The following is a 13,116-nucleotide window of genomic DNA, read 5'->3' as shown; positions in this document are numbered from 1 at the left end:
ATATATTTATCATGGTTATAGGTAGTCATAGTTACGCTAATTAAACCATTAGATAATGTCATATTTTAATACCTCTAGTAAAATTTCAACGACTCTTAGCATTTTTATTTTATAATAAGAAGCTTTTAAATCAAGAAATGGAACTTCCATTATCTATCCTTCTTACAGCTTTTATAAATTCATCATAATCACGATAGTAGTCAGATTCTTCGTAATAGGTGGATGCTAAAACCATACAAACAGAACCCGATGAGAAATTATCTAGTTCTCGCCAAACCATAGAACTGATATAAAGACCGTAGTAAGAGCGATTTAGAGGAAAACGCCATTTGCCATGTCCATCATCTAAAACCACATCAAAACTACCAGACATAGCAATGATTAGCTGTTGTAATTGTTTATGAGCGTGTCCGCCTCTCTCTGCTCCTCCAGGAACATCATAGAGATAATAGACTCTCTTGAGATCAAAAGGAACATGTTTATTACCTTCTATAAATGTTAAATTTCCTCGTGGATCTTGTACCTTTGGTAGATGGATAATACGACACTGTTCAATACTCATGATGCTAGGTTAATTATTTGAAAAACTTTTTAAATTTATATGTCTTAGATCAGAACCAATAAAATCTGGAGACAATGAAGCAAGATAAGTTTTAGTTCGGATACCACAAGTTACCACCCAAATTAGACAGCCAAAAGAACGTGCTGCTTCAATATCAACTTCTGTATCACCTATCCAAAGGCAATTACTTGGAGATATATGAGGTAGGAACTTTTGAACCTGTTGTGCCTTCCCTACACCTCCAAGTTGATGCTCACAGACTAATACATGGTCTAACAAACTGTTCAGTCCAAAATTAATTAACTGTTGCTGAAGATACTCAGGAAAGCGACGCATCGTTGCAAGAACTAACTGTAAACCACTATTACGCCACTCTTCTAATTTTTCTTTTACTCCAAGTTGAAGGCAATCGTGCCTCAATAAGCCTGGTTGTTCAATTTTTTCTAGCCAAGCTTGTAAAAATTGTTCTTGAATAGCTTCTGCACCACTAACTAATAACTGTTTTTTAAGCGGTAAGCGATTACGCTTCATTTCCCAGTATCTTTCTAGACTAATTGGTATATAGCCATAAATATTGAGAATTTGAGAATAACAAGCATAATGGCGGAGTTTACTGTCTAAAATAGGGCCATCCAAATCAAGAATCAGGGTTTTAATCATCTGCGGTACAAACTGCATAAATTTCGGCTGCATACTCAGGAAAATCTTTGCCTAATTCATAAAATCCTTGAATCATTTCTTCCGTCCAATGATCCTGAATCTGCTGATTAGAAAGAGGTTTAAAAAAGATTCCTCCCATGTTCACAATGTTAAGTCCTGATTCTTCTATGTCTTTCCTTAAAGTTGTTGGTGTATAGACTCGGCGATGTCCAAGGGTATAGTCATGTGTACTAAGTTCACATGATTCTTTAAATAGACCCATTTTAACTGCTACAAGACGATGGATAGAATGGCCGTTAGGCACAATGATTAAAATTTTACCTTCTGGCATCAGCCACTTTTTTGCCTGTTTTAATAATGCTACTGGTTGCTTAATATGTTCAAGAATGTGAGCCATAATAATGGTATTAAATTCATGCTCAGGTCTAAATTCCTCAAAAAGGCTATGAACTTTTACAAGATTAGGGAAATTTTCAATACTAGCTAATAGCTTTGCAGATCCATCCACTACTGTTAATCGTGAAAAATCATTGACTAAAAATTGGGTCATTTGCCCATCAGCAGATCCTAACTCTAAACCTTCTAGTCCTTGTAAGTAGGGTTTTAAAGTCTGATATCCGAAGCCCATAAGTCGTTTGTTAAAGTCTATTTGCTCATTCAGATACCAATCTGCTAGAGACTCTATATCCTGCTGCTCATTTATGATCAATGGAGTTTTATCTTGCTTCATAATTCTATAAGTATCTCCCTTCCTGTACATCAATATATTTACATATTTCTGAAGAGAAGCAACTGAAAATTTGATTAATTCAGTAGCGCATAACTGCCCATCTTTCTTGATTACTTCGCAACCAATTCATCTCAGAAATTATTCCCTCTTGAAGAGTTACATGAGGTTTCCAGTTTAAAGTTGCTTTAGCCTTACTATTATCAAGTACCATTTGCTTTAGTTCAGCAGGTAGTCGGATTCGACCAGCAACCATCTGCGAAATTTCTCCTTCACAAATTTCCTCATATACAGGTTCACCTAAATTAAATAGATCGCAAACTAGCTGTGCTAATTCTCTAATTTGCGTACTTATACCTGTCGAAACATTAAAATTATCACACCCTAATTTTTCGCTTTCGATGCAAAGAGCATTAATTTTTGCTACATCTTCTACATAAACAAAATCACGTTCTTGATATCCTCCCCAAATAACTGGTTTCAAGCCATCTAACGCCCGACGAAGAAAAGCTGTTAAAACACGCCCGTACCACTCACGAGAACCATATACAATTGAGTATCGTAGACCTATTGTCTCTATCTGATAGTAGTCATAGTAAAGGCGTGCATAATGCTCAGTTGCCAATTTACTTATGCCATAAGGCCAATTTGGTACAGTTGGATGACTTTCATCTTGTGGTACATACTGAGCTTGACCATAAACGCAGGCAGAGGATGCATATATAACTTTCGGGATATTTAAACATTTAGCTGTTTCAAAAATATTGATTGTTCCCTCTGTATTACTGCGTAAATCTTCTAGAGGTGTTTCAATACAACGAATAATTTCTAGCTGTGCAGCCTGATGACAGATGACATCTACACCTGATGAAGCTTTCAGCAAATTATCTCGGTCAAGTATATCACCTCGAATGATTTCAACGTCATTTTTAACAGACTTTAAATTAGCTTCATCTCCAGAAGAAAAATTATCATAAACACGCACGTTAGCTCCAGAATGAACCAAAAGTTCAACTATGTGTGAACCTATAAAACCTGCACCACCAGTAATTAATATCTTACTTCCTTCAATTTTCATAATAAAAAAGTTCTTCCCAATATCTCGCCATGTAAACACCTTCTGTAAAATCGAAAAAGCATTGATCTAAATTTTCTCCTATAGTTAGTTTTAGTAGTATTACTGGACTATTAACGCCTGCTGCAATTGTTAGGGGTAGAGTCCCAGAAAATCTAGGATTAACTTCAAAGAACTTCGGTACATTATTTTGAAGCCGACATTGAATATTACAATGGCCATTAATATTCAATGTTTGAGCTATTTCCTTTGCCTGTTCACTTAATTTTTCATTCTTAACTGTTCTTCCCTTATAAGAAATACCTGCTTTAACCTGTATCCTTTCTCTAGGAACTACAGCTAATATATGAGATTTATCGTCTGCTACTACATCAATAGTAAACTCGTGGCCTGACAGATATTCTTGAAGGATAGGCTGATTTACTTTTCTTAATGCTTGTAACAAATCAACTGTATTTTCTACTCTAAAAACATCGATACTACTAAAGCCATTTCTTGGCTTAACTATTATAGGATATGTCATTTCATCCTCTCTTCCTTCCACCTCTTCTGGAAGCCAGGTTTGAGGTGTAGCAAATTGATGTTTTAGTAAAAATTTATAGGTTTCATATTTATCATTGCAAATTTGGATAGTCTTTAATTCCGAGAGCCAGACTTTAATGTTTAGATCATGAAATAAATTAATATACTTGGCAATTATTTCTAACTCAATATCAACAATGGGAAAAATGATTTGAATTTTCTCAATTTTACAAATATTGATTATCGCCGAAATATAATTTGAATGAATTGCCACAGGTACTTGATAAAAGGTGTCACAAAAAGAAGAACCAGCAATTTCATTTTTTTTGTTGATGTCAACTCCAATTATTCGCAGTTTTATTTCTTTTTGCTGACGAAGACCTTTTACTACAGAAATAGCAGTTGTGGAACCCATTCCTGTAATCAAAACATTAATTACACTTGAATCTTCACAGTAGTCAGCTTTCAAACCCTATAATCCTACTTTTTTTGAGTTTTTATCAAATACGAAAAACTAAGCGAGCTAATTAATCACCTAGCGATCGCCATTCCCTTGTTGCTTTTTAACCTGATCTAATACAACTTTATAATCTTGCCGATCGGGGTGCAACTTCACCAGCTTCTCTAAAAGTTCCCTTGCACTTTTAGAATCCTTCAATTGCAACCGCACTAAAGACAGTTTCTCTAAAGCAAGTTGGTTTTCTGGTTCTCGTTGTAAAACCAATTCGTAACCCCGCGCTTGTTGCTGTAATAATGACTCAGCAGAAACAGACGCAGTTGCTGGCTTAGGTTGACTAGCCTGTTGGATTGCTGGAATGACTGCAAATACCGTAGATCCAAAAAACGAGAAGATAGATACTATTGTTAAAATCTTCTGTCGCCGCTCAATCTGCTTTTTGCGGGTGATTAGGTATTCTTCCCCTGAACCAGGCATGTATTAATTATTGCTGCGGTAAATAGTTAGGTGTCAGCAACCCTCCCGTTTTGAGGATACCCATCTGCTCAACAGAAACTAACATCTTGGCTAAAAATTTTTTACACAAACTTTAAAAGCTGACTCTGAAGACGAGGGAATTTTATGGTAAGCCTATGCTGTATAGGCAGGCAAAAACTTTCAAACTAGCCCGTGTCAATAGTGGGCTGTTCAAAACGCAAACATATTATAGAATTTTCCCAGTCGTCCTCAGTCTCACTACTTAGCGCAACTTCCAGAGGGACTAATTACTTTCGTAGGTGTTCACAACAGATATCTTACAAAAGGTACTGTTGCACTCTAGTGCTTAAAGGGTAGAAGTTAAGGGGAAAAATAATATGGGGAAAGGTTAAAGGGAAAATAGAAGCATCCTTTATCTTTTAACCCTTACCCTGAACTTTTGTCTGGTTTCTGCAAAAAGTTTTAGAACTACTTGGTAAAATTGGAGTTTTGTGGTGGTAATTACCGTACAAAACCGAATTTACCAGTAATCTTGTAGAGTTTATTATGGTATAGTTAAAAAGTTAAGACTAGCTTTACCAAAATTACACCACTCTACGACCCGGCAACAATTGCAGAATGGGAAGCGGTTTTAATTAAGTATTTACCAACAAAATCTGAATTCAATCGAGGTTATGACTCAGCAAGTGATTCACCCGATGGTGAAATTGCAGCGCAACGTGCAATCACTCATAGAATCGAATATTATCAAGCCAAGTGATAGCATCTGGAAAATCGCTTTGCTCTATGGTAATGAATGGCAGCACTGGAAACAGGAACTCCTAGACTTTGGCTTTAGTATGCAAGACCCAGTTAGTGAACTGCTAGCTGTAGAGACTTGGGATGAAGAATAGGGAATAGGGAATAGGGAATAGGGGGTAGGAATTTTTAATATTTACCACTCCCCATTACCCCTTATCCTCAGAGGATACCTCACCTTCCCCATTTCTAGTTCCTAAACTTTACAGGCAGCTAAAGCCGCAGTTAATTCTTGTGCAGTTTGATAGCGATCGCGTGGTAATGGTTCTGTAACGCGATCAATCACATCTCTTAATTGGGAACTGATGGTGGGAACTTTTGCCACATCAAACCTGAAGTTGCGCCCCTTTTGGCGGTAATACTTAAACGGGTTTTCGCCTGTGAGCAGAAAAATCAGCGTTGGCCCAATTGCATACAAGTCAGATTGAGTCAAAGGTTGTCCTCGTTCTTGTTCAGGAGCGCAATAACCTTCTGCACCAATCCGGGTGCCGGGCGCTGTGCCAATTTCCTTAACTGCGCCAAAATCCAACACTACTATGCGATTTAGTGAACTTCGCACCATTAAATTGGCGGGTTTAATATCGCGGTGAATTAGTGGAGGTTCTTGGCTATGAAGATATTCTAAAATATCGCAGGTTTGGATCATCCAAGCGATCGCTTGGCTTGGCGTAACTGGGCCAGTTGTATAGACACGTTTCTCTAAATCTTGTCCGTGGATTAGTTCCATTGCCAAGTATTTTTTTCCGCCTTCGACAAAGAAGTCGTAATACTTGGGTATTCCCGGATGGTTAAGGGATTTGAGAGTATGTGCCTCTCGCTCAAATAATTCTTGAGCTTTGGCAATTTTTGCCATATCAGCATTCATTTGCTTCAACACCAGCAGTTGTGGGATACTCCCAATCTGACCAGCCCCATCCCAAGCGAGATAAGTAGTACCCATACCTCCTTGTCCGAGAGTTCGCAACACCTGATAATGGCGAATTTTTTGTTGCACTGAGAGAGGTTGACCGCAGTGGATGCAAAACAGATTGTTCGGGGAGTTACCTTCGTGTGTACAAGTGTATTTTCCTTGGGCTGAATAGACTGTTGCAACGGCGTTTTCTTCTGTTGCTTGTATTTGTTGTGGCGATCGCCAACCAGTTTCCAGTACTGTTACCTCCTGAATTTGGAATTGCAGTATTGGGCCTCCTTGTGCTAGTTGCAAAAGGGAATTATCTGGTAACGGACTCTGAATCACAAGGACACCGTTGAGGAAAGTCCCATTTGTACCCTGACTAATCAGCCGCCAACCACTGCCATTGTCGCCAGAATCAACGTGTCTCAGTTCTAAATGATGCCGCGAAACTAAACTATCAGTTAAAACAACGTGATTATCTGTTGCTCGACCAATCCGAATTATGGAAGAGTTCTCAAAGCACCACTGCTGGAGAGGCGTTTTCTGTTGCGGTTCTAAGAGAGTCAGACTAACCACAATACAACCTACAAGGTAAATGGATTAGGGAGTGGGCATTGGGCATTGGGCATTGGGAATGGGGCATTGGGCATTGGGCATTAAACTTATCCGCAAATTAGGTTTTAACCCCCTGATTTATAGAGATTTTTGGTTAATTGGCGAATATGTCTATTGGTAATTGTTGTTTTTTCTTATTCCCCATTCCCCATTCCCAATACCAATTCCCAATACCAATTTATTTTTAACTTTCCAAATTTGGGCGTACTTTTGCCCGAATAAGTATACCAGTAATGTTGTCGTGACCATTGTGTTGGTTTCCTAAATCAATTAATTTTGTAACACCCTGTTCTAAGTTAGCGCCCGAACTAAGTAAGGGTTCTAAATGAGTCTGCCAATGGGTTTCTAGTAAATCATTATCTGATAGACCGTCGGATGCCAAAAGCAGAAGAGTATCTTCATTAATCTCAAAAAAGCCGACATCAGGATTAATCGAATTTTCATCACGAGGCCCCAAAGCTTGGGTGAGTTGGTAGGCATCCGGACGGGCGTAAGCTATGCTTGCTTCCACTCCTCTGGTAATTTCTCGTTGCCCAACTTCATGATCTACCGTGACTTGTTCTAGTCCCCTTTTACGCGTCAAGCGATAGAGACGGCTATCTCCCACATGAGCAACTGCTGCTTGAGTATCTTGAATTAAGAGCATCACCAAAGTTGTACCCATACGCCCTACTCCAGAACGGGCATCTTGTTGATTGAGCTTGTAAATCGCCTCATTAGCTAAATACACTGCCTCACGAATGCTATCTTCTGTTGGCAGTTGATTGGCAATCCAGTGTTCTCGAAAGTATTGCCGTAGGGTGTTGACTGCTAACTCACTGGCTATCTCACCGCCAGCATGTCCACCCATACCATCGCAGAGAATATACAAACCATGCCCTTCTAGAACTCGACTTTTAGGCAACTCCAACTTTTTAATTTTGGTTTCAATACCAAAGTAGTCTTCATTGTGATGACGTTGACGACCTACATCTGTGCATCCTGCATCTTCCAAGCTACTTAACTGCATCGCCAGCACAACAGTTGGCATATCATCTTTGCTAATGATATCTTCTGGTTCGTCTGATTGCGGCATAGGGGGCACAGTGGTATTGTTCTCCTTTATTGGGGGCATTGCGCTTCCTAGCGTTTCCAGTTCAATGGAGATTTCCTCCAAACGCGATCGCAATTGTGCGATGGTATGAATCTTACCTACATCTAAATCTCCCAACATTTGGACTACAGAGCCAAATTGAGTGCGTTGAGACTGCCTAAATAGTGCTTGCCAAACTCGCCCCAAAGCTTGAATGGTTAAGGGTTCCTCTGGAATAGCAGATGTTTGGGCTTCGACATCTTCTGGCAACTCGGTGACAGGCAAAGAATTGGATGATTCCACATACAATCTTTGTAGTGCCAGCGTTTGGTCTTCATCCAATCGTAAATTTGAGAAATCTAAAAGGCTTTGACGACAATTTACTGGTTCCAACAATGCCCAGAGTTGGGTCATTTGATAACACCAGTGCAAAATTTTTAACGAACTTGTTGTCTCTTCTTGCCATAAGTCAACTAAAGGCTGCCAACTTGAGCGGTCTTCAATTATTACTACCTGCATATCCCCCTGTTGCCATGCATCGTGAATCAGTGGTATTTCGCGCCCACTTTGGGAGTGTAAGGCAATATAAGGTTTCGCAAGGTGAGGAATTCCACTTGCATCTACTGATGGCGTTAGTAAATATGATTGCTGACTTGCTAGTATTGCTTCAATTGGTGATATTTGATATGGTTGGCAGTCTAGAACTCTCACACCTGTAGCAGTTTCACTTAGGGTAGGTAGCGGATCTAACAATTGATAGCGCTCTTGGGAGTCTAAATAAGAGCCTAATGCAAGCTGAGAACTCAGGGATAGAGGAGATGACGAGGATATTGCTTCTTCATCTCCTTCTAATCCCACATCTTTCTCATCTGTCTCTACTCCCAAAGCTTCCCCAATCGTTTCTTTAGCAATAATTGCCCAAAACACTGTTCCACATTCTGCGCCACAGTTGTGACAAAGTAGTGCATTTACAGGTACATCTTCGGCGCTGCATTCGGGACAAACTTTGTGGGTCAGGGATGTGCCACAGCTTTGACAGAATTTATTGCTTTTGGGGTTTTCAAATTTACACTGAGGGCAAATCAGCATAGTGGAAGTTCCTTTATTCGCGCTCCAAGGTGCTTCTAGCCACTAAGATCAAAGGTGCCACAATTGGCTGTCCCTGACTAAAGTAGACCTACAAGAGATTGTAGTTTATCAATGAATTTTGGTGGCAGTATTAATTGTGACGCATATTAGATAAATATTTAATATATTGGCAACCAATTGCTTATGAATGGGGAATGGGAGCAGAGGGAGACAAGGGGGACAAGGAAAATGAAAATAACCATGCCTAATTCCCAATGCCCAATTCCCAATGTCAAAAGTTGGGTAATTCCGGGGGTTCAGCGTTAAACCATTTTTGATAAATTTGCTTGTAAATGCCATTGGATAACAAGGTCGCGATACCTTTGTTAATTGCATCTAGATGGGGGGAGTCTTTAGGTGTAGCAATACCGTAGTATTCTTCAGTGAGCAGATCGGCAACAACTCTGATGCCTTTGAGTTTGCCATTTTTAATCGCATATAAAGTTGCGAAAGCATCGCCAACCACAGCATCAACGTTGCCATTGAGCAAGTCTTGGAAAAATTCTGGCCCAGAATTAAAAGTACTAATTTTGGCATTGGGAATGGTTTTGGCAAAATCTGCCCCGGTGGAACCAATTTGTACAGCGATTTTTTTACCTTTGAGACTGTTGAAGTCTCTAATATTTTGGTTGTCTTCGCGGACAGCGATCGCTAGTCCGGCTTTAAAATAAGGTCGTGAAAAAGCAATTGTTTTCAGGCGTTCGGCGGTAATGGTGATTCCGCTAATTGCCGCATCAACTCTTTTAGCTTGCAAAGTCGAGATCATGCCATCAAAAGGTAGACTTTCAAATTGGACTGTAAAACCTGCCACTTTAGCGATCGCATTCATCAAATCAATATCAAAACCTTCCAAGTCCCCGCTAGCCTTTTGAATTTCAAAAGGGACAAAGGTGGGATCTGTCGCCACCCGAAGAGGTATAGCATCTGAGTTATTAGTAGGATAGAAATTTTTACAGGCAATAATCAGTAGCAGACAGCCTAAGCTTAAAATTAGCTGCTGCCACTTGAGGTTAAATGATTTCACTGTAGTAATTCCGTTCTATCAGTCAAGATTCACGATAGTTGTCATGATGTTATAAGAAAGAATACATCCGTCAGCAGCCACAATCCACCATGAATGCTGGGCGAATAACGAAAGTTTCAGACCCCCACTCTCGTTAAAAGTTGAGATCAGAGGAAGCTTCCAATCTCGGTTTTCGCCAATTACCTTCTTGTGTGTTCTGTACTCTGACTTCCAATTTTTAACTACTTATGGTTTCTACAACCCCTGCTTACCAAATTACTGATTTGTTCGCCGAACGCGCAAAGAACCTTGCACCACCAACTTACGGTACAGAGTTAAGCAAAATTGTTACCGTCAGCTTTGCCTACGGTCTAGCCGATCCAATTCTCTTTCCTCACACTGACTTGGCTGCTGCAAGTGCCGTTGTGCTGGCAGAAGAGGCTCCGATCGCTCTCAATTACGGTCCGCCTTCCGCTCAACTGTATGAGCAAATTATCCTCCGCTTGCAGGCTAAGGGAATTGCTGCCGATCGGGATCGCCTAGTTATTGGCTATGGTTCTGGTCAGATTCTCGGCTTGCTACCAGATGTGTTTGTGGAACCTGGTGATGTAGTAATTGTGGAAGGGCCAACCTTCTTGGGAGTAGTTACCAGATTTGTCCACGCTGGCGCACGCATAATTACCATTCCTGTGGATGAGTTAGGGATGGATGTAGATGCGCTAGAAGTAACATTGAACGATTTAAAAAAACAGGGCATCCGACCCCGATTTATTTATACTATTCCCACCTTTCATAATCCTACAGGTGCTACTATGCCGTTATTTCGCCGCCAAAAACTGGTAGCATTAGCGGCTGAGTATGGCGTTCTAATCGTAGAAGACGATGCTTATAGCGATTTGCGCTTCCGAGGAGAAACTATGCCCTCCCTGGCAACTCTCGACCAAGAGGGGTGGGTATTATATGTGAGTACCTTCTCGAAAATTATTGCGCCTGGTATCCGGCTAGGCTGGGCTTGTGGCGATCCAGCGATTATTGAGCGGCTGGCGATGTTCAAAAGTGAGGGGCCTGTGGGGCCATTTGTCAGCCATGTAGTTGCCCGCTATTGTGCTACAGGGAAACTAGACAATCACATTCAAGAGCTAATTGCCTGCTATAAACATAAGTGCAATTTGTTATTAGAAGCGATCGCTCAAGAGTTTCCCAGTGATGTCGTTGCTCTGCGTCCCGATGGTGGCTTCTTCGTTTGGTGTAAATTGCCACCAGATATCAGCGCTAAAGCCCTCCTCATGGCTGCCAGTGAACACGGCATCAGTTTTCTGCCAGGGACTCGCTGCTACGCCAATGGACAAGGGGATGATGCCATTAGGTTAGCTTTTAGCTTTCAGCCAACACAGAAGATTGTTGAGGGAATCGCTACATTAGGATCGGTATTGCGCGGATTGAGGTAATTCGTAATGACGCTCTCTATTGAGATGCTCTTGCTAGCTTGCTTCTCCCAAAAATCGAGATTTAGAACTTGACCCACTTGAGATTTTAGCGATCGCTTTAAGTTGTCACCAATCTAGGCAGTATAAGAACGAGGAGATTAGCCCTTTCAAGGTGGGTAAAAATATTGGTCAACCAATTCCTTTTTAACCTCTTTTCTCTGTGTTCTCTGCGTCTCTGTGGTAGATAAATTACTTTTAAACCGCAGAGACACAGAGAGCGCAGAGAGAAGAAAAGAGATTTTACAAGTCACCTTGAAAGGGCTAGAACGAGGAGATTTAGTTATTGACCAAATACCAATTTTGTAGCGCCAACCGTTGAATTTCGCGCCAGGGGATATTATGTTTTCTGGCTAATTCTGCACAATCTTCATATTCTGGCTGCACATTGGCAATAACTTTTTCTGGTGATTGTCCCTTCCATGCTACTTTGACACGCACTTTGCCATATTCAATTTCCACTTGTTGAATTTCCCGTTGTAAAATAGCGCGTTGCTGAGTTGTTCGCCGAATACCCAAAGTTGTAGTTTCACGGAATATAACCGTTTCACAACTGAGTAAATTTTCTGGATGACAAATCACAGTCAGCAAAATTCCTGGACGGGACTTTTTCATGCCGATCGCTTGGGTAAAAACATCCACTGCACCAGCAGCAAACAAAGCCTCAAAAACATAGCCGATCGCTTGGGGATTTAAATCATCAATTTGGGTTTCTAGTACCGAGATAGTTTCTAAATTTGAGCTAGTATCTTCACAATTGCTGAAATTTGACTGTAAACTTGCGCTTTCGCCCAGCCAGAGGCGTAAAATATTGGGAATTGGTAAATTTATGGTTCCTGCTCCCAATCCTACCTGCTTGATAGCGATCGCGGGTGGTGAACCAAAATCTCTTACTAAAGTAGTAGCGATCGCAGCTCCTGTGGGTGTCACCAGTTCTCTATCAATGCCATTGCTATAAACTGGACAACCCCGCATTTCCCAAAGTTTTAATACTGCTGGTACTGGTACTGCCATTTGACCATGTGCAGCCCGAACAGTACCGCCACCAGTGGGAAACGCCGAGCAGTAAAGCAGGGGCCACCCTTCGTCATTACTCTCAATCCCCAACCAATCTAAGCCCAGGCAAGTACCCACAATATCTACGATCGCATCTATAGCACCCACTTCATGAAAATGAACTTTTTCAGGGGAAATCCCATGCACTGCCCCTTCTGCGACTGCTAGCTGTCGAAATACCGCCAAACTCCAAGCTTCTGCCCGTGATGGCAACCCCGCTTTGAGAATCATCTGCTCTATTTCTGGCAAGTAGCGTGTGTGATGGTGATTGTGTTCGTGGTCGTGGTGGTCATGGTGATGGCGATCGTGTACTAAATCCACATGAACTTTAGTCGCCTGCTGGCCATTCCGTTGGACAAGTTCTGCTCTTAACTGATATTCCTGTTCAATTCCCAATCCATTGAGCTTTTCAATTAAATACTCCACAGGAACACCCAAACTTACCAAAGCACCCAGGCACATATCACCAGAAATTCCTGTCGGACATTGAAGATAAGCAATTTTATTCATAATAAATTAGTCATTAGTCATTAGTAATTAGTAATTAGTCATTAGTCATTGGGCATTGGTTATTCTCCTCTACTC

Annotated in this window: 12 protein-coding genes; 2 read left to right on the top strand and 10 right to left on the bottom strand. The window is 40.8% G+C overall.

What is annotated here, in order from left to right:
- Positions 1-130 precede the first annotated feature (130 nt).
- The 6 genes from GNF10_RS29780 to GNF10_RS29755 all read right to left on the bottom strand — a co-directional run bounded on the left by GNF10_RS29780 (position 131) and on the right by GNF10_RS29755 (position 4,480).
- Entirely contained in the window at positions 131-562 is a 432-nt protein-coding gene (locus GNF10_RS29780; protein WP_185587816.1) for an FdtA/QdtA family cupin domain-containing protein, read from the bottom strand.
- Between the two features lie 9 nt (positions 563-571).
- Positions 572-1,240, bottom strand: a complete 669-nt coding sequence (locus tag GNF10_RS29775; RefSeq protein ID WP_221644682.1) for an HAD family hydrolase — start codon at positions 1,238-1,240, stop codon at positions 572-574.
- Complete coding sequence (locus tag GNF10_RS29770) at positions 1,215-1,952, bottom strand: bifunctional 2-polyprenyl-6-hydroxyphenol methylase/3-demethylubiquinol 3-O-methyltransferase UbiG (protein WP_185587820.1); 738 nt, start codon at positions 1,950-1,952, stop codon at positions 1,215-1,217. The genes GNF10_RS29775 and GNF10_RS29770 overlap by 26 nt, the downstream gene beginning before the upstream one ends.
- A 79-nt stretch (positions 1,953-2,031) precedes the next feature.
- Positions 2,032-3,027: an NAD-dependent epimerase/dehydratase family protein gene (locus tag GNF10_RS29765; RefSeq protein ID WP_185587821.1), complete on the bottom strand. Its 996-nt coding sequence runs from the start codon at positions 3,025-3,027 to the stop codon at positions 2,032-2,034.
- Complete coding sequence (locus GNF10_RS29760) at positions 3,017-4,015, bottom strand: ATP-grasp domain-containing protein (RefSeq protein WP_185592353.1); 999 nt, start codon at positions 4,013-4,015, stop codon at positions 3,017-3,019. The genes GNF10_RS29765 and GNF10_RS29760 overlap by 11 nt, the downstream gene beginning before the upstream one ends.
- A gap of 66 nt (positions 4,016-4,081) precedes the next feature.
- On the bottom strand, positions 4,082-4,480 hold the full coding sequence (locus tag GNF10_RS29755) for a tetratricopeptide repeat protein (RefSeq protein ID WP_185581164.1): 399 nt from the start codon (positions 4,478-4,480) through the stop codon (positions 4,082-4,084).
- A 674-nt stretch (positions 4,481-5,154) separates the two neighbouring features.
- Between GNF10_RS29755 and GNF10_RS29750 the strand changes: the two genes are divergently transcribed.
- Positions 5,155-5,373, top strand: coding sequence for a DUF4327 family protein (locus tag GNF10_RS29750; RefSeq protein WP_012407469.1), 219 nt, complete (start codon positions 5,155-5,157; stop codon positions 5,371-5,373).
- A gap of 101 nt (positions 5,374-5,474) precedes the next feature.
- On the opposite strand, the gene GNF10_RS29745 is transcribed toward GNF10_RS29750, so the two are convergent.
- The 3 genes from GNF10_RS29745 to GNF10_RS29735 form a co-directional block, all read right to left on the bottom strand.
- Entirely contained in the window at positions 5,475-6,749 is a 1,275-nt protein-coding gene (locus GNF10_RS29745; protein WP_185581163.1) for a protein kinase, read from the bottom strand.
- 223 nt (positions 6,750-6,972) lie between these two features.
- The gene (locus GNF10_RS29740) at positions 6,973-8,949 is read right to left on the bottom strand and encodes a serine/threonine phosphatase (RefSeq protein ID WP_185581162.1); all 1,977 of its coding nucleotides are present in this window, start codon (positions 8,947-8,949) and stop codon (positions 6,973-6,975) included.
- 271 nt (positions 8,950-9,220) lie between these two features.
- A complete protein-coding gene (locus GNF10_RS29735; RefSeq protein WP_185581161.1) occupies positions 9,221-10,012 on the bottom strand; it encodes a basic amino acid ABC transporter substrate-binding protein in 792 nt (263 codons plus the stop codon).
- Positions 10,013-10,239: 227 nt separating this feature from the next.
- Here GNF10_RS29735 and GNF10_RS29730 point away from each other — a divergent pair, with 227 nt between their 5' ends.
- Positions 10,240-11,439, top strand: coding sequence for a PLP-dependent aminotransferase family protein (locus tag GNF10_RS29730; protein WP_185581160.1), 1,200 nt, complete (start codon positions 10,240-10,242; stop codon positions 11,437-11,439).
- A gap of 315 nt (positions 11,440-11,754) precedes the next feature.
- Here GNF10_RS29730 and larC read toward each other — a convergent pair whose 3' ends face one another.
- Positions 11,755-13,041, bottom strand: coding sequence for a nickel pincer cofactor biosynthesis protein LarC (gene larC / locus GNF10_RS29725; protein ID WP_185581159.1), 1,287 nt, complete (start codon positions 13,039-13,041; stop codon positions 11,755-11,757).
- Positions 13,042-13,116 lie beyond the last annotated feature (75 nt).

Origin of the sequence: Nostoc sp. UCD121, from assembly GCF_014222285.1 — a bacterium.
Classification (GTDB): domain Bacteria; phylum Cyanobacteriota; class Cyanobacteriia; order Cyanobacteriales; family Nostocaceae; genus Nostoc.
This window is presented reverse-complemented; position numbering and strand designations above follow the sequence as displayed.